Annotated in this window: 23 protein-coding genes; 10 read left to right on the top strand and 13 right to left on the bottom strand. The window is 64.8% G+C overall.

Annotated features, from left to right (window positions below):
• Nucleotides 1–20 precede the first annotated feature (20 nt).
• Nucleotides 21–1,304, bottom strand: a complete 1,284-nt coding sequence (locus ACH438_RS43765) for an SMI1/KNR4 family protein (protein WP_397016746.1) — start codon at nt 1,302–1,304, stop codon at nt 21–23.
• A gap of 135 nt (nt 1,305–1,439) precedes the next feature.
• Entirely contained in the window at nt 1,440–2,387 is a 948-nt protein-coding gene (locus ACH438_RS43760) for a decaprenyl-phosphate phosphoribosyltransferase (RefSeq protein WP_397016744.1), read from the bottom strand.
• A gap of 280 nt (nt 2,388–2,667) precedes the next feature.
• On the opposite strand from ACH438_RS43760, the gene ACH438_RS43755 reads away from it, so the two are divergent.
• Together ACH438_RS43755 and ACH438_RS43750 are read left to right on the top strand one after the other, a co-directional pair.
• Entirely contained in the window at nt 2,668–3,660 is a 993-nt protein-coding gene (locus ACH438_RS43755) for an aldo/keto reductase (RefSeq protein WP_397016742.1), read from the top strand.
• A 159-nt stretch (nt 3,661–3,819) separates the two neighbouring features.
• The gene (locus ACH438_RS43750) at nt 3,820–4,401 is read left to right on the top strand and encodes a nitroreductase family protein (protein WP_397016740.1); all 582 of its coding nucleotides are present in this window, start codon (nt 3,820–3,822) and stop codon (nt 4,399–4,401) included.
• Nucleotides 4,402–4,633: 232 nt separating this feature from the next.
• Here ACH438_RS43750 and ACH438_RS43745 read toward each other — a convergent pair whose 3' ends face one another.
• Nucleotides 4,634–5,500 (bottom strand): oxidoreductase, encoded by an 867-nt coding sequence (locus tag ACH438_RS43745; RefSeq protein ID WP_397016738.1) that lies wholly within the window; start codon nt 5,498–5,500, stop codon nt 4,634–4,636.
• A gap of 74 nt (nt 5,501–5,574) precedes the next feature.
• Here ACH438_RS43745 and ACH438_RS43740 point away from each other — a divergent pair, with 74 nt between their 5' ends.
• Nucleotides 5,575–6,204: a TetR/AcrR family transcriptional regulator gene (locus ACH438_RS43740; protein WP_397016736.1), complete on the top strand. Its 630-nt coding sequence runs from the start codon at nt 5,575–5,577 to the stop codon at nt 6,202–6,204.
• 227 nt (nt 6,205–6,431) lie between these two features.
• Here ACH438_RS43740 and ACH438_RS43735 read toward each other — a convergent pair whose 3' ends face one another.
• Nucleotides 6,432–6,596 carry a hypothetical protein gene (locus ACH438_RS43735; protein ID WP_397016734.1) on the bottom strand — a complete coding sequence of 55 codons (165 nt, stop codon included), beginning with the start codon at nt 6,594–6,596 and terminating at the stop codon, nt 6,432–6,434.
• Nucleotides 6,597–6,825: 229 nt separating this feature from the next.
• Between ACH438_RS43735 and ACH438_RS43730 the strand changes: the two genes are divergently transcribed.
• The gene (locus tag ACH438_RS43730; protein WP_397016732.1) at nt 6,826–7,263 is read left to right on the top strand and encodes a hypothetical protein; all 438 of its coding nucleotides are present in this window, start codon (nt 6,826–6,828) and stop codon (nt 7,261–7,263) included.
• Between the two features lie 84 nt (nt 7,264–7,347).
• On the opposite strand, the gene ACH438_RS43725 is transcribed toward ACH438_RS43730, so the two are convergent.
• Nucleotides 7,348–7,998 (bottom strand): HAD family hydrolase, encoded by a 651-nt coding sequence (locus ACH438_RS43725; protein WP_397016730.1) that lies wholly within the window; start codon nt 7,996–7,998, stop codon nt 7,348–7,350.
• Nucleotides 7,999–8,052: 54 nt separating this feature from the next.
• Nucleotides 8,053–8,652 (bottom strand): TetR/AcrR family transcriptional regulator, encoded by a 600-nt coding sequence (locus ACH438_RS43720; protein ID WP_397016728.1) that lies wholly within the window; start codon nt 8,650–8,652, stop codon nt 8,053–8,055.
• A 63-nt stretch (nt 8,653–8,715) separates the two neighbouring features.
• Between ACH438_RS43720 and ACH438_RS43715 the strand changes: the two genes are divergently transcribed.
• The gene (locus ACH438_RS43715; protein WP_397016726.1) at nt 8,716–9,093 is read left to right on the top strand and encodes a hypothetical protein; all 378 of its coding nucleotides are present in this window, start codon (nt 8,716–8,718) and stop codon (nt 9,091–9,093) included.
• 99 nt (nt 9,094–9,192) lie between these two features.
• Here the strand turns inward: ACH438_RS43715 and ACH438_RS43710 are convergent, their stop codons facing one another.
• The 3 genes from ACH438_RS43710 to ACH438_RS43700 all read right to left on the bottom strand — a co-directional run bounded on the left by ACH438_RS43710 (nt 9,193) and on the right by ACH438_RS43700 (nt 12,346).
• The gene (locus ACH438_RS43710) at nt 9,193–9,531 is read right to left on the bottom strand and encodes an MmcQ/YjbR family DNA-binding protein (protein WP_397016724.1); all 339 of its coding nucleotides are present in this window, start codon (nt 9,529–9,531) and stop codon (nt 9,193–9,195) included.
• 288 nt (nt 9,532–9,819) lie between these two features.
• On the bottom strand, nt 9,820–10,596 hold the full coding sequence (locus ACH438_RS43705) for a helix-turn-helix domain-containing protein (protein ID WP_397016722.1): 777 nt from the start codon (nt 10,594–10,596) through the stop codon (nt 9,820–9,822).
• 220 nt (nt 10,597–10,816) lie between these two features.
• Nucleotides 10,817–12,346 carry an MFS transporter gene (locus ACH438_RS43700; protein ID WP_397016720.1) on the bottom strand — a complete coding sequence of 510 codons (1,530 nt, stop codon included), beginning with the start codon at nt 12,344–12,346 and terminating at the stop codon, nt 10,817–10,819.
• Nucleotides 12,347–12,396: 50 nt separating this feature from the next.
• On the opposite strand from ACH438_RS43700, the gene ACH438_RS43695 reads away from it, so the two are divergent.
• Nucleotides 12,397–12,825 (top strand): MerR family transcriptional regulator, encoded by a 429-nt coding sequence (locus ACH438_RS43695; protein WP_397016718.1) that lies wholly within the window; start codon nt 12,397–12,399, stop codon nt 12,823–12,825.
• Between the two features lie 286 nt (nt 12,826–13,111).
• Here the strand turns inward: ACH438_RS43695 and ACH438_RS43690 are convergent, their stop codons facing one another.
• Nucleotides 13,112–13,348 carry a hypothetical protein gene (locus ACH438_RS43690; protein ID WP_397016716.1) on the bottom strand — a complete coding sequence of 79 codons (237 nt, stop codon included), beginning with the start codon at nt 13,346–13,348 and terminating at the stop codon, nt 13,112–13,114.
• Between the two features lie 366 nt (nt 13,349–13,714).
• Here ACH438_RS43690 and ACH438_RS43685 point away from each other — a divergent pair, with 366 nt between their 5' ends.
• Nucleotides 13,715–14,701, top strand: coding sequence for a hypothetical protein (locus ACH438_RS43685; RefSeq protein WP_397016714.1), 987 nt, complete (start codon nt 13,715–13,717; stop codon nt 14,699–14,701).
• Between the two features lie 219 nt (nt 14,702–14,920).
• Complete coding sequence (locus ACH438_RS43680; protein WP_397016712.1) at nt 14,921–15,409, top strand: nuclear transport factor 2 family protein; 489 nt, start codon at nt 14,921–14,923, stop codon at nt 15,407–15,409.
• 104 nt (nt 15,410–15,513) lie between these two features.
• Here the strand turns inward: ACH438_RS43680 and ACH438_RS43675 are convergent, their stop codons facing one another.
• Entirely contained in the window at nt 15,514–16,101 is a 588-nt protein-coding gene (locus tag ACH438_RS43675) for a TetR family transcriptional regulator (protein WP_397016710.1), read from the bottom strand.
• A 189-nt stretch (nt 16,102–16,290) separates the two neighbouring features.
• Here ACH438_RS43675 and ACH438_RS43670 point away from each other — a divergent pair, with 189 nt between their 5' ends.
• Both ACH438_RS43670 and ACH438_RS43665 read left to right on the top strand, forming a co-directional pair.
• Nucleotides 16,291–17,157, top strand: a complete 867-nt coding sequence (locus tag ACH438_RS43670; RefSeq protein ID WP_397016708.1) for an aldo/keto reductase — start codon at nt 16,291–16,293, stop codon at nt 17,155–17,157.
• Nucleotides 17,154–18,167 carry an NADPH:quinone reductase gene (locus ACH438_RS43665; protein ID WP_397016706.1) on the top strand — a complete coding sequence of 338 codons (1,014 nt, stop codon included), beginning with the start codon at nt 17,154–17,156 and terminating at the stop codon, nt 18,165–18,167. The genes ACH438_RS43670 and ACH438_RS43665 overlap by 4 nt, the downstream gene beginning before the upstream one ends.
• Before the next feature lie 55 nt (nt 18,168–18,222).
• Here ACH438_RS43665 and ACH438_RS43660 read toward each other — a convergent pair whose 3' ends face one another.
• On the bottom strand, nt 18,223–18,621 hold the full coding sequence (locus ACH438_RS43660) for a hypothetical protein (protein WP_397016704.1): 399 nt from the start codon (nt 18,619–18,621) through the stop codon (nt 18,223–18,225).
• Complete coding sequence (locus ACH438_RS43655; protein ID WP_397016702.1) at nt 18,618–19,490, bottom strand: alpha/beta fold hydrolase; 873 nt, start codon at nt 19,488–19,490, stop codon at nt 18,618–18,620. The genes ACH438_RS43660 and ACH438_RS43655 overlap by 4 nt, the downstream gene beginning before the upstream one ends.

Here is a 19,490-nt window from a genome sequence, read left to right as displayed (position 1 = left end):
TACCCAACGATCGCCGCGAGTCAGTGACCACTTCGCGGTTTACTCAACAGTGCACGGCCGCGTTCTGGGGTGAGGCTGTGCGCCAGAACAGGATCGGCGAGCAGCGCGACCGGGGCGATGTGATCTGGAGTGCGAGGCCGCCAATGCGTCATCGCGGTCTCGAGTGCGTGCCACAGCGCAGTTGGGTCGGAGTGGTGTTCGGCGAGCGCGTTTCGTACCGCGGCGTCGAAATCCTGGTTTCCGTAGGTGAGCCGATAGCCGGGCTGCCGTATCCGCGCTCGGTGCTCGTCGATGGCAGGCCCGAGCACGAGGCCGTTGTCGTTCTGTGTGGTTTCGAGGATCTGGGCAACTTCGAGCGCGGAGTACTGCGAGGACCGGTTGGTTGTGTGCTGCTCGGCGATTTCGAGGGCTTGGCGGTGCCCGGCGCGTGCGCGGTCTGCCAGATATTGGGCAGTCTCGAGCGCTGAGCTGTACCAGGACTCTTTATGCGCGTGCTGCAGGAACATGCACGGCAGGAACTCTTCGGTGAAAAGCGCGCCGGTGAAGAATCCGTCCGGGACATTCTCCGGAGGCAGCAGGTGCGAAAGAATCCGGGAGGCGTCGTAGGGGGAGGAGGTCGCGAGGAACATCTGGAGCTGGACTCGTAAGACGTTGGCACGTGGTCGGCCGAATTCCCAGGCCTTCTCCAGGACCACCATGGTTTCGTCGATATCTCCGGAAAGAGCCTCGCCCCGAGCCTGTTCCACCGCGAGATCCCAGCTGTCACGCGTTTTGCCGGTCGGCCGGCGCAACCGATGAAGGCCTTGGTACTGCGCTTCCATGAGCGCAGTGAACGACGGATATCGCCGCGGAAATTCAGACCAGGAGAACACGCTGTAGGCCGCCCACTCACCGTTTTCGTCACGGTCGGCGGGGTCGAGGAACAGAGCCCCGGCGTCGGCCTCGAGCGAAATCAGTAGTCCGCGACTGAACGGGTTGCCCGGCGCGTCGACCGGGGCCTCGGTGAACAGGTCGGCCCACGATTCCCAGCTCGGGTCGAGGTCACGCAGCCATCCCAGATTGGTGGTATCACGCATCTTCGACACGAATTCCCCGGCATGGCGCCATCCATCGGTGGTCAGCAAGAAGCTGCGATACGAGGGCGGCAACCTCAGGTCGAGTCGTTCCTCGACCGCTTCGACGTCGGCTCCGGTGGCCGGGGCGTAGCCGAGCCAGCGCTGCCGCAGTATCTCGGGCGCCAGGCTACCCGGATCAGCGGTGATCCGTTCCTCGCTCCACAGCTCCAGCCACGGTCTCCAGTTCATTCCATGAACGCTACGAGTAGCCGCCGACAAGTTCGGCATGTGCAGGCCGAGATCCGTGGTGGGAGTGGCTGATACACCGGCACCGCTCCACGACTTCTGCAAGCGCCGTTTCTCGCGCTGACCGAACAGGCCTGCTCAGGTGAGATAGACGGCCACACCGACCGATACGGCACACGCCAGCGTCAACAACTGCAGAGTGCGGTCACCCAACATGAGCTCTTCGGGCTCACCGGCGCCGGCCCCATCGATGTCGACCGCGTAACGCAGGATGGCGATCGTGAAGGGAATCATCGAGATTGCGAACCAGGGGTTGTCCTTGTGATCGGCCTCGAACGCCCACAGCCCGTAGAAGACCACGACCGCCGTGCCGGACAGGGTCCAGACGAAACGCAGGTAAGTGGGTGTGTAGTACTGCAGCGACTTTCGGATCTTGGCGCCGGTGTCGAGCGCGATCTTCATCTCGGCGTAGCGCTTACCCGCGGCCATGAACAACGAGCCGAAGGCCGCGATCAGCAAGAACCATTGCGACAGACGGATATCGGCGGCCGCGCCACCAGCGATCGCGCGCAGCAGGAAGCCTGACGACACAACGCAAATATCGAGCACCGCTTGATGTTTGAGCCCGAAGCAGTACGCGAGCTGGATTCCGACATAGACCGCCATCACCACGGCCAGCTGCCACGTCGCCGCGAACGAGAGCAAGATCGAGCCGATCAGTAGCACCGCCGACAGTGCATAGGCCAGATTCACCGGAACCACACCGGCGGCGATCGGCCGGTAACGCTTGGTCGGATGCGCCCGGTCAGCCTCGATGTCGAGCGAATCGTTGACCAGGTAGATGCCCGATGCTGCCAAGCAGAACACCACGAACGCGATACCGATGTGCACGTCGCGCGTGAGGTCGGCGATGGCGAAGCTGTCGGTCCCCGGAATCGTCCCCGCGGCCAGCGGTGCCGCCAATACCAGGACATTCTTGACCCACTGACGAGGCCGCACAGCCTTGACCAGGCCGCCGGCCAGGGTCTTGGGTGGTCCGACAAGGACGGCCTCGTCGAGTTCGAGGGTGGTCGGCTCTTCGCTCATAACAACGTGACTGCTTCCTATGGATGCGGACGAATCTTTTTCAGTGGCTGGCACTTTGCATCGACGACACCGCGTTCGTGACGACCGCAACACGGCCCCCGACATACTCCCAAACACCGGCTCGCCTGTCTCGGGTCAATCTTTCGGCAGGATCCACCGGATCTCCGCCGACGAGACCCGGCTCCGGGTTGACTTGGAGTGCACTCAAAGTCCTAGTGTCGGAGGCGTTCTCGTTCCTCGAGGTATCGACCGGTCCGTCGGGCAGGAGGAGTATCCGCGCATGATCAAACGAACCACGCTCGGCTCGCCCGGGCTCACCGTCAGCGCGATGGGCCTGGGGTGCATGGGGATGAGCGAGAGCTACGGCACCGCCGACTGGGACGGTGGCCTGGCCACCATCGACCGGGCCCTGGAGCTGGGCATCACCTTCCTGGACACCGCCGACGCCTACGGCACCGGGCACAACGAGGTGCTGGTGGGCCGGGCCATCCACGGCCGCCGGGACCAGGTGCAGCTGGCCACCAAGTTCGGCATCGACCGCAGCGCCGGTGACCGGGCTCGCCGCATCCGCGGTGCCCGCGACTTCGTGCTGCGCTCCTGCGACGCCTCGCTGCTGCGGCTGGGCGTCGAAGTGATCGACCTGTACTACGCCCACCGCCCACCCCAAGACGTGGAAATCGAGGAGACCGTCGGGGCTATGGCCGAGCTGGTCGAGGCGGGCAAGGTCCGCCATCTGGGCCTGTCCGAGGTCGACGGCGAGCTGCTGCGCCGGGCACACGCGGTGTATCCGATCACCGCGGTGCAGAGCGAGTACTCGCTGTGGACCCGCGACGTCGAGACGGTCACCCTGGTGATGGCCGAGCTGGGGGTCGGGCTGGTGCCGTACTCGCCGCTGGGTCGGGGGTTCCTCACCGGCACCCTGGACCGTTCCGCGCTGGGCGAGAAGGACTTCCGGCGCACCAACCCCCGCTTCGCCGGCGCGGCGGGCGAGGCCAACGAGAAGATCGCGCAGACCGTGCGCGAGGTGGCCGACCGGCTGAGTGCCACCCCGGCCCAGGTGGCGCTGGCCTGGGTGTACGCCCAAGCCGAGCGGCTCGGAGTGGCGGTGGCGACCATTCCGGGCACCCGCAGCCCGGCCCGACTGCAACAGAACGCGGCCGCGCTGGAACTCACCCTGGACGCCGAGGCCCTGGCCGCGCTGGACCCGCTCAGCGACCAGGTGACGGGCGAACGCTACACCCCCGCGCACACCGCTGAGGTCTCGCGGGGCTAGCCGATGGGCTCGACCCGAACGACGTCCAGCTCGACAACCGCGTTGACCTCTTGCCCACCGGTGCGGCGAGAAACCCGGCACGATCGCTCGCCACCTCACCGGACACGAGGAACTGAGGGAGCCGAACGTCACGCCCTGCGGGTCACCGCTCTGCCCGGCGTGCAGCGCGAGAACGTCTTTCTAGCGGCGCCGTCGAATTCCAACACCCAGCCGTGGACCGTCGACGTGGTCAGCGGCCCGGCACGTGACCGACTGAGTGAGGCATTACTGGTTGCGCACGCACAGCGGCACCTGTCCGTGGACTTCCCCTACCGCGACGAGCTCTATACCGACCTACATCGCCGACGCCGCAAGCACTTCGGGGAAACGGTCTACGCGGCTCTGGGCATCGCCCGTGACGATCACCCGGCGCGGGAGGCGCACAACGCGGAAAGCCTGCGCTTCTACGGCGCACCACACGTCGCGCTGATCTTCGCCCCGACCACCGCCGACGAGCGGATGGCCGCCGATATCGGCATGTACGGACAGACCCTGCTGCTGGCCATGACTGCTTACGGAATCGCCAGCTGCCCACAGGGTCTGCTCGGCTTCTACGGGAACACGATCCGCGACCAACTCGAAATCACCGATGGCAAGGTGCTTTTCGGAGTGTCCTTCGGCTACGCCGACACCGCTGCTCCGGTCAATCACACCCGGATCCCGCGCGCGAAACTCTGCGAGACCACAAGATTCCACCGTTAGGCTCGCCCATCGCTTCGCACTCCCATCCCGCGTGGCGCGCGGTCACACAACGCTCCCGAAAGATCAATGGGCAAAGAGCATCTCGACTCGGCGAATGTGCGCACATGCCGCCGACCGAACCGGCCAGCGCAGGCAGGCGAAGATCAACCGACCGTGCCGATCCTGGCCGGGATCCGATCCTGACACCAGCCTCTTACTAGCCGAAATAGCGGCCGTTCGTAAGGATGCCGGGTCAGCCGGGCAATTGCGCCCCTTCCGGGAAATCGGTCGTGCGCGATAGGTAGGCCCATTTCTCGATCTCGGCATCCACGGCCGCTCGGCCGGTTCGCACCAGCCGCAGGGCATCGGAGCCGAGCAGCAGGTGTGTCGGCGGGGTGACTGAGTCGATCACCGAAAGTATTGCAGCCGCAGCCTTTTCCGGATCTCCGAGCTGATTGCCGTCGGCGGCTTGACGGTGTGCGCGTACCGGATCCATCAGCTCGTCGTAGTCCGGGATGGAGCGTTGGGTGCGAACCATGGATCGCCCCGCCCAATCGGTGCGGAACGAACCGGGCGCGACTGCGGTGACGTGGATGCCGAACCCGGCGACCTCCTTGCCTATGGTCTCGAGGATTCCTTCCAGGGCGTATTTGCTGCCGTGGTAGTAGGCCAGGCCGGGCACGGTCATGAGCCCGGCCATGGAGGTGATGCCCAGAATATGGCCCGATCGCCGGGCTCGTAGGTGGGGCAGCACCGCCTGGATGGTGGCCACCGCGCCGAAGACGTTGACCGCGAATTGATTTCGCAGCTCGGTCATCGGTGATTCCTCGAACACCCCTTCGTGGCCGTACCCGGCGTTGGCGATGACGACATCGATGGGGCCGACAGTCGATTCGATGCCGTTCACCGTGTCCAGGACGGCCGCGTCGTCGGTGACATCGAGAATGCGGGCGAGTGCCCGGCTGGGGTGCAGCGCCTGGAACTCCCCGGCATCGGCCTCGCGCCGAACCGTGCCCACCACGACGTGCCCTTCCTGAATCGCCTTGCGCGCGATGGCCTGCCCGAACCCGGAACTCACGCCGGTGATCAGGAAGGTCTTGACGGTTGTTCGATCGGTCATACCGAGAATCTACACTCCGTTAGCTAAAATTGACACAGCGTAGAAAATAGTTGCCGCGGAGTAGAGTGAGGCTCGTGCCCGAGACCGGAACCACCCGCGCCCGCCGCCGCACAGCCCCCACCAAGGGCGACCAGCGCGAGCAAAACATCCTCGACACCGCCGAAAAACAGCTGGAAACAATCGGATTCGACCGAATGACAGTCGAGACGATCACCAAAGCGGTAGGCATCACCCGCGGTGCGTTCTACTTCTACTTCGCTTCCAAGGACGCAGTCCTGGCCGCCCTCGTTGAACGAACCGTCGCTACGCTACGCACGCAAATCGAATCCGCTGACTCCTCCGGCGAACCGGCCCTCGCTCTGCGTCGCAGCATCGACCAAACCCGCGATATGTGGCGCGACCACGGCAATGTCATGCGCGCCGCCGTCGAACTCACACCCGCCATCGCAGCAATCGGCGAGAGCTGGCATTCGGCCGTCACCGCCATCCGCGACATCACCCGGGCCATCGCCGAACGCGCCGGGCTTCCCGATGACGACGGACCGACCGGTGCGCAGGCCGTTACCACCGCACTCGTATGGATGACCGAACGCGCCTTCTATCAGGCGTCGAAGACCGGAATCTCGCTCGACGACACCGCGGCAACCCTCACGCACCTCTGGCTCAACGCCATAATTGAGACACCGAGCCCCTCGCCCCCGTAGCCATCACCACGCGACATTCAACGGCCAACACCCCCACCGGCTCGACAACACCAAGACATTCACATGCCGCTGGTCGCGCGGATTCGAATGGCCACGGGCTGTCATGCGGGCGTCCCGATAACGGTAATGATCGTGTCATGGCTGGCGAAGCATCTGATGGCGAGCAGTTTCGGTTTCTTGTTGAGGTGGCCTGCAGCGATCGCCCTCTGGTTCCGGAGCCCCATAAATCAGACTTCGAGCGCGGTGACCTCATCGTCGGCGAAACCGAAGGCTAGCAGCAGCTCGCCCAACGTCCGCAGCTGCCGCGTGGCGCGCGGACCGAACCGGCCAGCGCCGCGCCGCGGAAGGTCAACGAGCCCTTGCTGATCGGAGGCCGGCCAGTGTCCGCGCATGCCGAATATCCGAACGTTGGAATACCCCACGTGAACTGCTCGAACGTCTCGGGCAACGGTAAGGCAAAGTACGGATATCATTCCCAGTGGCACCTCATGCACTGAATACTGCCAGGTCAGACCCCCGGGATGCCCGGATAATGCGGAGTTGCACGAGAGACCCAACCTCTGTGGGGACGCTGTGCACGAACGAGACGATACGAGGGTCGGTGTGGGTTTTAGAACTCTGGTGATCTCTGCGGATCTGCCGTTTGCGCTGCCGTCGTGGTTCGTCGAGGCCCATCCCGAGCTGCACTTCGGCAACAACGGGGACGGATCGTCTCGCCTCCCGATCGCAAGTCGCAGTGAGCGCAAGTTCTACGGCTCCAAGGACGATCGGCTCTTTCTCGACCTACAGCGGGTGTTGAACGAAACTCCGTCATGGAGCCACAATGTCGAGCTGATCCTGTTCCATGAGTGCGGTGGGATTACCAAGGTACTGGTCACGCCCGACCGGATACGCATGGCCGAACCCACGGGATGGTCCGAAGTCGACGAGATCGAACACTGGTACTGCGGCTGCTCATTCGACACTCAAATCGAGCCCGAGCGCCCCGAACCCGAAGAGCAGAGCCGCACCGGGATCGGAAAGGCCGTCGGACCACAGGTCGGCCCGGATGAAGAGTGACGATCCGATCGGACCGGCCGCGGTGGCCTCCATCCGGATGAAGGCAGGAGCCTGCGGCCAGCTCGACCGCGTACCTGACTTGGTCTACGACAACAGTGCGTCCAGCGTCGAGATCGTTCTCGCATTGCTCTCGTGAAGGATCGCGGTGATACCCACCGACTCGGCTCCGGTCACCGCCATCTCGGAGTCATCGACGAATACCGCCTCACCAGGCTCGACACCGAGCCGCCGACACGCGAGAAGGTAGATCTCCGGATCCGGCTTGGTCATTCCGACCTCGTGGGAGTACACGATTTCATCGACGAGCTCTTCGAAACCGTAAGCGGCACTTTCACGTTGGCGCGCACCGACGAAGCTGTTGCTCAACAGCCCTGTCCGGAAACGAGGCCGCAACCTTGCCACGTAGTCGATGAGCTCGGTGTTCGCCACTCCGAGGTACTGCTTCCACATGTCGGTGATAACCGCATCCGCGATCTGCTGATCAACCGACAACCCGGTGCGGATCGCTTCCCGCACTTGGGATTCAGTGACAGTGCCGAGCTCGCCCGCTGCCCAGATCTCGATCAGCTCCGGCCCGACGTCATCGAAGCTCAACCTCAGTCGACCCAGCCAGTCCGCGATGAACGTCATAGCCGAGGTCACCTCGAGGACTCCGCCGATATCGAAAATGGCCGCTCGCACCCCCACGGCCACCAGCCTACTGATGCACCACTCAGCGCTGCAGAGGGTAGTCATCGCTGCCTGTGATCGGCTCGAACCGCGAAGCTCACCAGTGCGCGAATCATGGTTTCAACAGGTCAAGTCGGATGCGAGGGCGTGGGCGACATCGGCGAAATACTGCTCGTCGGCACCCTGAGCGAGGCCGAGGATGACGCCCTGACTGAGGCCGACGAACAGTGCCCTGAGCGCCACGACCAGGCGTTGTGCCTGATGCGGCGTCACGGTTTTGCCGTTGTGGGGTCTGCCGGTGAACAACGCGATCAGCTGGTTCTCCTGCGTCCGAATAGAAGCGGCGAGCTGGGAACCCAACTCGGGGTCGTGCACGGCCATGTCCAACAGGGTGATCTGTAGCGACAGGCCGGCCGTCGCGTCGGGGGCGTCGCAGCTGCGCCGGTAGTGACGGGCAAAGGCGTCGACGGCGTCGAGGAGGTCGGTGTCGGCGGGAACCGCCTGTTCGATCTGTTCGTAGTGGGGCTGCAGATAATCGCTGATCAAGGCGACCACCAGGCCGTTCTTGCTGCCGAACAGCGAGTAGATGGCGCCGGTGGTCATCTCGGCCAGTTCCGCGATCTCCTCGAGCTTGGCGCGATACCCGTCTCGGGACACGACCTGGAAGGCGGCATCGAGCAGTGCTCGCCGGTTGCGTTCCTTGGTCTCCGCTCTCGTCATTCGCATAATCTCATTATTGTCGTAATCTGATTATGAAATAAAGGGCTTCGAGGAGGACGTGTCATGACATCCACAGCGGCTCGCCCGAGGGTGGTGGGGATCATCGCCGACGGCGTCGTCAAGGTGCTGCTGGGCGCCGCCTTCGCCGTCGGCGCGGTCCCATTCGGTGATCTGCTCGGCGTGCCCGTCTGGCTGATGGCCGTCGCAGGCATCACCCTGCTGGTCGGCGGCGGGATAGAGATCAGATATGTACACCGCCGCCCGTTACGCAGCTACACGCGGCTCATGGTCGCCTACGACAGCGGCTGGGTGCTGGCGACACTCGCCGGCCTGCTGATGGCATGGCAGGGCGGAAGCGGCGGGGGTGAGGTATGGATCGGATACCAGATCGTCGCCCCTGCTGCATTTGCCGCACTACTGATAGCCGCCGGCCCTGAGTAGAGGATTTCGGGCATCGACGCACGGGACTTCCCGCGCTGACCGGGCCGATCGGATTCGACCATTGATCACGACCGGGTTCTCGGTGGTGGGACGACGCTGTCAGCCGTTGCTATCGAGGAGGTGTCGGGGTGCGGCTTGTTGCCATGAATCGAGAATGATGGCCTCGAGTTCGTGCTTGTCATCGAGGGCAGCGAGACGCACACGGACCCAAGCGTTGTTGGCTTCGTGCGTGGCGATCCAGAACTTGTTCGGCTCCGCGACGACCAACTCGTCGCGGTCGACGATCGGGCAGCGGACCGCCACCGAGGTTTCGGCCTCCGGGAGAGTGAGGAACAGCTTGCCGGCGACCCGGAAAACCGGCATCCCCCAGGAGAACTGTTCCGATGTCTCGGGCAACGACAAGGCTATAGCGCGGACATCGTCCCCAGTGGCACGCATGCGCCGATCCTTCCAGACGACCGGGCTACATGGATCGCCGGCGGTGACACGGCCTTGCTCTATGTATCCCGAAGGCGCACCAGCACCCCTGAGTGCCGCGGAGCGCCCCGGCTGAACTGGCCGGTGCGTCGCGCCGGAATGTCAACGCGCGGTGTCGATCGGAGGCCGGCTGATGCGGTGGACGTTCAGTCAGCCGCAGCCCCGTGGCTGGTCGAACGCCCGCGTATGCCGACGAACGGTAGCCGTGGGTTCTTCTGCTAATTGCGCGGTATCGCATCAAACATGGTGTCAATGCTCGTGGTCGATATTGAGCTGTGCACCCATGCGCGCCAGGTCGGTGGGAATGAATCCGAACATGCGGTGGAACACGTCGGTGTAGTGCGACGGTGTCGAGAACCCTGCATCGACCGCGCACCTGGTGGCATCGTGGCCCAAGAGGTAGCCGTGAGCGGCCCGCAGCATGCGCGCCCACTGCACGTAGCGACGGAAACTGGTCCCGGTTTGCTCGGCGAAAAGCCGGAAGAAGTAGGCCTGCGACAAACCCACCTCGGCGGCGAGCTTCGCCGCCCGGCGCGGGCTCGCCGGGTCGTCGCGAATGATGCTCGCCGCCAGAGCGATTCGCTGATCTCGAATCGTGGTCGCGGGAACACTTGCAAGCTCCAGGACGCGGTCGATGTCCAGACTGGGACGGTTGCAAAGCGCGATGAGCTCCGCTTCTCGGTGGTGATCGACCCCGTATCCGAGGACGGTGCGACTCATTCCTCCGAGGCTGCGTGTCATTCGCGCCGAGGTCGGGTCGAAGTAACAGAACAGCAAGCGACCGGCGCTCTGAACCACCTTGTGCTGCTTGCGGGCTCGAAAGAGGAAGCTGCGTGCGGTGATATCCGGACACCCGTCAGGCCGGACCGTGAACGGCTCGTCCACCCCGACGCCCAGACATGCGAGCGCACTGGAATGGGTGTCCAGCTCCATCGAGGCCCCCACGCTCACCACATGGCCCAGCCTCAACCACACATTGAACGGCTGCGCTTGATGGCACGTTTCTGACAGCGCGAAGGAGGCCACCTCGGCAACCATACGGACCAGTGCCGGCTGACGAAGGGGCGGCAAATCTGTAGGGGAGCAACCGACTATGCCGAACGACATACCCGTGTCAGTCGAGACTTTCGTCAGGGGTTTCGCGGACGCATGGGCAGACCCGACAACCGAACGCCGCAGCGCCGTGGCGAGACGGAGTACCGGCCAAGCCGTCGAATTTCCCCAGCGGGGTATAGCCGGCGTTGACCTATTCGAGTTGTCTCAGCCGCCGTGAGGCGGGTCGAGCGATCTGGATGCGTCGCGAGCGGCCGCCCGAATCCGGGTCACTCATGCTTTCGGCGGTATACCGGGCTGTATCTTGCGCCCAGGCGGTGGTGGTCAGGTAGCCGAGCGAAACAACCGTGAGCCCGAGGGCTGTCACAATCCACCAACAGGGGTGAGTGGCCTGCGCGAATCGTTGCTCGATCCCAGTGCCGTGTTCGGTGCCGGCGATGGCACCGAACACGGCCACGCCGAGCGTCATCCCCATCTGACGGCTGGTGGTGGCGATCGCGGACGCGACGCCGGCTTGCACCGGGGGCATCCCGGAGACTGCAGTGTTACTGATCGGCGGGTTGACCAACGCGACGCCGAGGCCCAAGACCGCAAAAGCGGTGAGCAGGTACAGCATCGACGTGTTGGGTGTGAGGCCGGTCAGCATCGAACCGCTCGCCGACACCGCGAGACCACCGACGAGCATGCAGGGGCGAGGACCGTATCGCCCCGTCAAACGCCCGGACAGTGGTGCGACAACGGTCATCACCATTGCGGTGGGCAGCAGGTCCAGACCCGCGTGCAGCGGTGAGAGTCCGCGCACATCCTGCAGATAGAGCGTGCCCAGGAACAGAAATCCGCCGAGACATGCCAAGAGGCACACTGCGATCGCGTTGGCCCCGGCGAATGGGACGCTGGCGAAGAACCGCATCTCCAGCAGCGGTTCGGTTCGGTTCCGCTCACAGAACACCAGCGCCGCGAGGCAGCCCAGAGAGATGGCCAGCGAGATGACGACCCGATGTGCGCCGAACCCGACCTGGCCGCCCTCGATGATCGCGAACGTGAGCGGGGCCAGCGCAGTGATCACCAGGAGCTGTCCGATCGGGTCGGGGCGTCGGGGTCGCGGTGCTCTGGACTCGGGCACGAACCGCGCTGCCATCGCGATCACTGCCAGCCCGATGGGCACGTTGACCATGAACACCGCCCGCCAGGAGATCGAGGAAACCAGGAACCCGCCCAGCACCGGACCGACAGCCATCGAGACACCGAACATCGCCGCATACACCCCGATCGCCCGAGCCCGCTCACTCGGATCCTCGAAGGTGTTGCGGACGATCGACATCGTGGCCGGACTGAGCATCGCCCCGCCGACTGCCTGCAATACCCGGAAGACAATCAGAAGGCCGAGGCTGGGGGCGAGCGCACAAGCCAGCGAACCGAGCGAGAACACAACGAGCCCGGTTTGGAAGACACGACGGCGTCCGAGCCTGTCCGCGGTGGAGCCGCACAGCATCAGCAGACTCGCCAGCACCAGCGTGTAGGCGTCGACGCTCCACTGCAAGCCCGTCAGGGTGGTCCGAAACGAGTGGCCGATGGCAGGCAGGGCGACATTCACGATCGTGGCGTCCATCCCGACGATCAACAGACTCGTCGAGCAGATGGCCAGGATCAGTTGGCGCCGTCGACGGTCGGACTCGCTGTGTCTCGATGTATCGGCTTGCGGGATAGGGATGTTCACCGACATCACCGTAGAATCTAGAGTCGACTCTAGGTCAAGGTTGTATCGTGAGGACCGTGGCTGATCTCGACGCAGAGCCGGACGACGATATGAGCATCGGGGAGGTCTCGCGGCAAACTGGCCTCGGCGTGCATACGTTGCGCTACTACGAGCGCGAGGGCTTGATGCTCTCCCAAAACGTCATGCGCGGAACCGGTGGTCACCGCCGCTACAGTCGGCAGGACGTGTTCTGGCTGCGAATGTGCATCAAACTGCGAGCGTCGGGAATGCCACTGGCGCAAATCCGCCGCTATGTCGAGCTGGTTCGCGAAGGGCCGGGCAACGAGCAGCCGCGCCTGGAACTACTCCGCGCCCAACAAACCCGCGTCGAGCACCAACTCGCCGAACTCCAGGAATGTCTTCGAGTCATCAACCGCAAGATCGGCATCTACGAGCAGCACGTCGCCGTCGGCACTGCTTCCGACCTATGGACGTTGACGAATTAGCACGAATCCGCGCGCCGCAATCCCGCGTACTCGACCTGCACGCCATCTACGCACAAGTGGGATGTCTTGCCAGATATCTTGACGTGGTTCCGCCCAGATCGGGCCGCCGCGAACGCAGTACTCTGCCGTGGACCGCGCTGACCGAACCGGCCAGCGCTGTGCAGCGGAAGATCAACGGGCTGAGGTCTTTTCGAGTACCGGTAAGGTCCGGCATTGCCGATGGGTGTGTGTTCGGTCCGCCTGTGAGTGGGGTCGCTGTCGGCCCTGTGGTTGTTGCGTCGATTCGTCAGTCGACGGGCCCTCGGGCCGTCAGGACGATCCTCAGCACGTGCTCGACCGCAGATTCGAACAGTGCTCCCCGCAGTTCATTTCGTTCGGCGAGGTTGCGGGTGGCGAGGTCGAGCATCTGATCGGGGGTCAGGCGGCGCACTACCAGGGCGGCGACGTCTTCCAGATCGAGTTCGTTGGTCGCGTTATCCAGTCTGGTCAGCGCAAACGCGACGATGATCTCCTCGTCGGTCATAGTTCGCCTCCGCCGGTCGCTCGTTCGGCCACGCCTTGGTAGCCAGGACCAATACTACGACCGTGGTCGATCGGGTTCACCCTGCTGATAGATGACGGCGGCGATCCGAGTCCTGCGTGAGGGCGCGGACCGCGCTGACGGAACCGGCGTGTGCCGCACCTTCGAAGGTCAACTGGCCGAGGGCATCTGACGTCGGGCTGATTGTGTCGAACAGCGCCCGTGCAGGTCACCGAATCATGTTCTACTGCAACTGAAAGTCGATCGGCTCGACGGGCGCCGCCATTCGCCGTGCCATAGGCTGGGCGGTCGGTGACGAATGGGGGGCGGATGCGGTGGTCGCTGTGGTGGCGACGGACGTGGATTACCGTGCTGACGGTGCTCGGGCTCGTCGTCGCCATAGTCGGCGGAATGGTTCTTGCGCTGCGGCTGGAGTATGCGGGGACACCGACGGCGCACACCAGGGGGCGCGACGCGCTGTGGCTGGGGCACGAGTGGATCGATGGTCGCAAGGACGAAGGCGACCTCGCCGCGTTGAAGGCGCAGTTGGCCGACACCGGCATCAAGGATCTCTACGTCTTCTCTGGTCCGCTCGACTCCGATGGAGGCCTTCCCGACGACCGGCATCCCAACGCGTCATGGTTCGTCGACGCCGTGCACCGCGAAATTCCCAACGCCCGGGTGCAGGCCTGGCTTGGAAACTTCGTCGCTCCGGAATACCCGGACGAATTGCACCTCGACGCCCCCGACGTGCGAGGAAACATCCTCACCTCGACCCGACAGCTGCTGGATCTCGGATTCGACGGCGTGCATTACGATTTCGAGCCGATTCGTTCGGGCACTACCGATTTCCTGACGCTGCTCGACCAAGCCCACGCCCTCACCACGGGCCGTCACGCCCTGCTGTCGATCGCCGCTCCTCAAATCGACCCGCTACCTGGATTACACGCGCCCTACCTTGCCGTCGCTGGGCATGAAAAGTGGTGGTCGCAAGCGTATTTCGCCGCGGCGGCACATCGGGTGGATCAGATCGCGGTGATGTCCTACGACACGGCCATGCCCTACCGGTTCATGTACGGCGGCTACGTCGCCGAACAGGCCACACTCGCCCTACAGGTCACGCCCCCATCCGTCGACCTGTTGATGGGCCTCCCGGCCTATCAGTGGGACAGTATCGCCCACCACAGCTCAGCGGAGACCGTTGATGTGGCAATCCGGGCGATCCGGCTGGGCTTGGGCCGCACTGACCCCAGCCGGCCCGCTTTCGGTGTCGCCATCTTCGTCGACTACACCGCCACCCCCGCGGACTGGGCCGCCTACCGATCCAACTGGGTTTCCACCACGTCGACCAAGTGACGGAAACCAACTCCGCCGCACACCATTACGCTGACGAGGCCGATCGCCGAGCCCTCATCGAATACGCGTTGGTCCGCGACGTCGACGACCTGGCCGGCGAGCGGACATGCTCGGCCGGCCGAGGTCCTACGATCTCGCTGGTGTTGCCTCTATCGTCGAGTGTCGGACTGCTCGTGAACCGTTTAATTCGGCTGTCCTCGGACAGGAAGCGGAGTGCAGATGGCTCAGACGACCGAGAACATCGAGTCCGATGAGATCCGGCGATGGATCGACCACGCGGAGATCACTGAGCTGATCAACCGCTACGCCAAGGTTTTCGACGAACGAACGTTCACCGCTGCTCTGCCCACACTGTTCATTGACGACGTGCACGTCGAACTGCCGCCCGGCGATCATCGCGGCATTGTGGATATGGACCAGTTTCATGCCCAGGTGAGGGCGCCCTTTGGGTGTACGCAGCACATCCTCACCAACGTGCTCACCGAGGTCGACCTCACGCGGGCAGTGTTTCGCGCCAACACTTACGTCACCCATGTCGTTCTTCCCGCAACCGGCAGCAGCCACGATGAGCCGGATAACCTGTTCGTTGCAGGCGGAATCCTCAGTGGCACAACGGTTCGGACAGCGCAGGGCTGGCGGTTTCAGAACGTCGTACTCGATGTCGTGTGGCGCTCCGGCGACTTCGGCCCGCCCCCGCCGGAGAACTGAACGAAAGACCCGAGTGCACGCTCATACCGCGAGGCGCGCGGTTTGAACCGTAGGGCGGGGGAGTAGCTGCCCGGTTTCGGTGGGCCAACGTCACCCCGTGGATGTCAGCGGGTTCGGAGGCCGTCGAGGATGAGCGAGACGACTGCCGCGGAGTCGGCTTCGGTCTCGGGGGATTGCCATTCTGCGGCGTGGGTCGGGTCGTGGAAGCGGCTGGTCGCGTTGAGCACTGCTCGCGCGATCAGTTCCGGTTCGCCCGAGGCGAAGTCGCCGGTGGCGATACCGTCGATGATGATGTCGCGGACCTGGGTGAGCAGGAAGCCGACGTGGTCGGAGGACACGGTGCTGTGCTCGGTCGCCAGTACTCGGAAGGTGGCGAACAGCTCGGGATCTTGCCTGGCTTTCGCCCATTTGACGGCGAACATCGTGGTGAGCAGTGCTTGCAATCGTTCGACCGGGGGCAGTTCGGAGTTTCGGGCCACGACGGTGAGTTCGGTGCGTACCTGGTCGAGCCAGCGCCGGATCACGGCCTCGCGGAGGGCGGCCTTGGAGGCGAAGTGGCGGTACACGCTGCCGTGGCTCACGCCGAGTTGTCGTGCGACGTCGAGCACCGTTGTCTTGTCCGGGCCGTGACGGCGTAGGACCTCCTCGGTGGCCGACACGATCGTCTCCGCGTCGAGCGGCTCCCCGCGCATCCGGGCCTCCTGGTCATGTCGTCAGCCACGCGAACTTATGTCGCCTCGGCGTCGGCGGTCAAACCTCATCGTATGACTGACAACTATTGAACTCTGTCAGCCATTCTATCTACAGTGTGTTCATCGCTCGACCATCGACCGAGGAGACTCGTCATCAACACATCCACCGCTTCCCTCGCCGGTCGCTCCGTGTCCCGGATCGGCTACGGCGCAGCCCAACTCCCGCGATTGCACGACCGCCACGACGAAGCCTCCGCCCTGCTCCGGCGTGCAATCGCACTGGGCGTCAACCACATCGACACGGCCGAGTTCTACGGCTTCGGCTTCGCCAACACCGTGATCCGCGAAACCTTGCGCCCTGAAGACGGCGTCCTGGTCGTCACCAAGGTCGGCGCCGACCCCAACCCGGGCGGGCAACTGCCGCTGCGGATCGCGCAGCGGCCCGAACAGCTGCGGGCCAGCGTCGAGAACAACCTGCGCAGTCTGGGCGTCGATCAGCTCGCCGTGGTCAACCTCCGGCGCCTGGACACCGGCCCCGGATTGCGCCCCGAGGGCGATCAGGTGGTCGACCTCGACGACCAGCTGGCGGTCATGACTGCCCTGCGTGACGAGGGCAAGATCGGCGCGATCGGCCTGAGCAGCGTCACCCTCGATGTCCTGCGCCGCGCGCTGCCGGCCGACATCGCTTGCGTGCAGAACGCTTACAGCCTCGCCTCCCGCGACGACGAGGACATGCTGCGGCTGTGCACGGCCGAGGGCATCGCGTGGGTGCCGTTCTTCCCGCTCGGCGGAGGATTCCCGAACCTGCCCAAGGTCACCGACGAACCGGCTGTGCACACCGTCGCCGAATCCCTGAACGTGACCCCATCGCAGGTCGGCCTGGCCTGGCTGCTGCACCACGCGCCGAATATCCTGCTCATCCCCGGCACCAGCGACTCCACTCACCTGGGAGCCAATATGGCGGTCGGCGAGATCAGCTTCGACGCGGACACGCTGGCCACCCTCGATGCCGTCGAATCCCGTTCCAACAATGTCGTGATCGGCGCGGAGTCGTGAAGGTTGTCGTCTACCGCGACAACGGTGGTCCCGACGTTCTCCAGCTGGTCGATCGCGAACCACCCGTGCCCGCGGCCGGTGAGGTCCGTGTCCGGGTGGCCGTGTCCGGGGTCAACCCCGCCGACTGGCAAGCCCGCGTCGGCCAGGCCATGGCGTTCCCGGAGATCACGCCGCACCTCGACGGTGCCGGTGTGATCGACGCCGTCGGTGCGGGCGTCGATCAGAGCCGGATCGGCCAGCGGGTGTGGGTGTACATGGCCGCTGCGGGCCGGGCCACCGGCACCGCGGCCGAGTTCACCGTCGTGCCGGCCGGGCAGGCTGTGCCGCTGCCGGACGAGGCCGGGTTCGATGTCGGCGCCGCGCTCGGCGTTCCCGCGCTGACTGCTCACCGCGCGCTCACCGTTGCCGAGGACGGGCCGAGCCGGCTGCGGCCCGGCGCGCTCGCGGGCAAGGTGGTGCTCGCCGTGGGCGGTGCCGGGGCGGTCGGGCACGCGGTGATCCAGCTCGCGCGCTGGGCCGGTGCCACCGTGATCAGCACGGTCAGCAGCCCGGAGAAGGCCCGGCTGGCCACCGCCGCCGGGGCCCACCATGTGGTCGACTATCGCGAAGGCGACCCCGCCGCCGAGATCCGCACGATCGCAGCTGACGGCGTGGACATCGTGGCCGAGGTGGCGCTGGGCGCGAATCTCGCCCTGGACCTGGCCGTGTTGCGGCCGCGTGGCACGATCTCGACCTACGCCAACGACGGTGGTCGTCCGGTCGAAGTGAATGTGCTGCTGAGCATGGTGCGCAACATCCGCATGCAGTTCATCGTGCTCTATACGGCCGGTCCTGACGTTCGCGCCGCGGCCGTCGCAGATATTGCCGCCGCTGTCGGTGACGGCGCTCTGCCGGTCGGTGAGGAGCATGGTCTGCCCCTGATCCGCTTTCCGCTTGACCGCACCGCGGATGCCCACCGGGCAGTCGAGGCAGGTGCGATCGGCAAGGTGCTCGTCGACGTCCTGCCGTGACAGTCCAAATCCGTTCTGCCACCGCCATTGTCGGCTCGCAGGTCGGCGCTGCCTGCTACATGACCGCGTCGGTCTGCAGTGGACCTGCTGTGATGCGAATCATCTTGATACGGACGGGTTCTCGGTCGTCGAGGTAGAAGATGTGCATGAACGGGGCGTGCACGACAATGTCGGGTTCGGTCTTCTTGGCCATGGTCGCCTCGCCGCGCAGCAGGCATACCCCGCCGGGTGCGGTCCAGAATTCGAGGACATCGTGGGTGATATGCAGGGGTTCGTCGATCTTGACGAAGAACGCCTTGATGGCCTCGGCGCCGACCAGATGTGCGGTGCCGAAGTACATTTCGGTCTCCTCGGTCATGTGCGCGAACCCCTCGCCGAAGGCGAGGGTGTCGATCTCGTGCATGATCTGCAGGAGCCATTGCGGCAGCGCGGCCGGAGTCGCGGTGTGCGTCATCGCTGTGCTTCCGTCAGGCCGCGAAGAGGCAGTTCGGCGAGGAAGGCGTCGATCTCAGCGTTGACCTCGTCCGGGTTTTCCCGGGCCGCGAGGTGGCCGGTGTGCAGCAGGACCCGGAAGGTGCTGCCCTTGATCGCGTCGGCCATCTTCCGCACCACGTGCACAGGGAACTGACTGTCCTCCTCGCCGGCGATGATCAGGACCGGGATGTCGGCGGGGATGGTGGCCAGCCTGCGATGCTCGTCTTTGCGACCGATGAGGATGCTGCGCAATGCCCACGCCACCGATTTCGGGTCATCGCCCAGCACGAAGTCGGTGAACTTCACGAACTCCGGATTGCTCTGCTCGGCAGTCGGCCCTGCGAAGGCGGCTCGGGCTGCTTTCGCCGCGAGCGCGGGCATTCTGGCGTGCAGCGACAGGTAGGTGGCAAGCGCTGTCGCCCAGACGCTTTCGAATGTGGTGGGCAGCGAGGCCGTGGCATTGATGCCCACGGTGGCGGCCGTGCGCCCCGGGTAGTACGCCGGGAAGACGCCCGCGAGCATGCCGCCCCAGCTGTTGCCGACCAGCACGCACTTCTCGATGCCGAGTGCGTCGAGGATTTCCACCAGTGCGTCGGCGCAGTCCTTCAGGTCGATGATCTTGCGCAGTGCCTCGGACTTGCCGTGACCGGGGCTGTCGATGAGCACCATCCGGTAGGCCGGGGCGAAGTGTTCGTACTGGTACTGCCACATGGTCGCGTCCATCATCAGGCTCGGCCAGCACACCATGACCGGACCATCGGCGCGCCCGCCCTCGTACACGTTGATCAGGCCCAATGTGGTCGGGATCAGCTTCTCGGTGATGCCTTCCGGCCAAGTCGCGGTTGTCAT

Source organism: Nocardia sp. NPDC020380, from assembly GCF_044386975.1.
Classification (GTDB): Bacteria; Actinomycetota; Actinomycetes; order Mycobacteriales; family Mycobacteriaceae; genus Nocardia.
The sequence above is the reverse complement of the archived record's forward strand: the minus strand, read 5'-3'. Positions and strand labels throughout refer to the sequence as shown.

What these genes read in the sequence shown, in the direction of transcription:
- ACH438_RS43675 (WP_397016710.1), bottom strand. Translation starts at nt 16,101, where the DNA reads ATGCGCGGGGAGCCGCTCGACGCGGAGACGATCGTGTCGGCCACCGAG.
- ACH438_RS43690 (WP_397016716.1), bottom strand. Translation starts at nt 13,348, where the DNA reads ATGACCGACGAGGAGATCATCGTCGCGTTTGCGCTGACCAGACTGGAT.
- ACH438_RS43760 (WP_397016744.1), bottom strand. Translation starts at nt 2,387, where the DNA reads ATGAGCGAAGAGCCGACCACCCTCGAACTCGACGAGGCCGTCCTTGTC.
- ACH438_RS43680 (WP_397016712.1), top strand. Translation starts at nt 14,921, where the DNA reads ATGGCTCAGACGACCGAGAACATCGAGTCCGATGAGATCCGGCGATGG.
- ACH438_RS43715 (WP_397016726.1), top strand. Translation starts at nt 8,716, where the DNA reads ATGACATCCACAGCGGCTCGCCCGAGGGTGGTGGGGATCATCGCCGAC.
- ACH438_RS43725 (WP_397016730.1), bottom strand. Translation starts at nt 7,998, where the DNA reads ATGACTACCCTCTGCAGCGCTGAGTGGTGCATCAGTAGGCTGGTGGCC.
- ACH438_RS43720 (WP_397016728.1), bottom strand. Translation starts at nt 8,652, where the DNA reads ATGACGAGAGCGGAGACCAAGGAACGCAACCGGCGAGCACTGCTCGAT.
- ACH438_RS43660 (WP_397016704.1), bottom strand. Translation starts at nt 18,621, where the DNA reads ATGACGCACACCGCGACTCCGGCCGCGCTGCCGCAATGGCTCCTGCAG.
- ACH438_RS43745 (WP_397016738.1), bottom strand. Translation starts at nt 5,500, where the DNA reads ATGACCGATCGAACAACCGTCAAGACCTTCCTGATCACCGGCGTGAGT.
- ACH438_RS43700 (WP_397016720.1), bottom strand. Translation starts at nt 12,346, where the DNA reads ATGTCGGTGAACATCCCTATCCCGCAAGCCGATACATCGAGACACAGC.
- ACH438_RS43765 (WP_397016746.1), bottom strand. Translation starts at nt 1,304, where the DNA reads ATGAACTGGAGACCGTGGCTGGAGCTGTGGAGCGAGGAACGGATCACC.
- ACH438_RS43655 (WP_397016702.1), bottom strand. Translation starts at nt 19,490, where the DNA reads ATGACAACCGCGACTTGGCCGGAAGGCATCACCGAGAAGCTGATCCCG.
- ACH438_RS43755 (WP_397016742.1), top strand. Translation starts at nt 2,668, where the DNA reads ATGATCAAACGAACCACGCTCGGCTCGCCCGGGCTCACCGTCAGCGCG.
- ACH438_RS43710 (WP_397016724.1), bottom strand. Translation starts at nt 9,531, where the DNA reads ATGCGTGCCACTGGGGACGATGTCCGCGCTATAGCCTTGTCGTTGCCC.
- ACH438_RS43735 (WP_397016734.1), bottom strand. Translation starts at nt 6,596, where the DNA reads ATGCGCGGACACTGGCCGGCCTCCGATCAGCAAGGGCTCGTTGACCTT.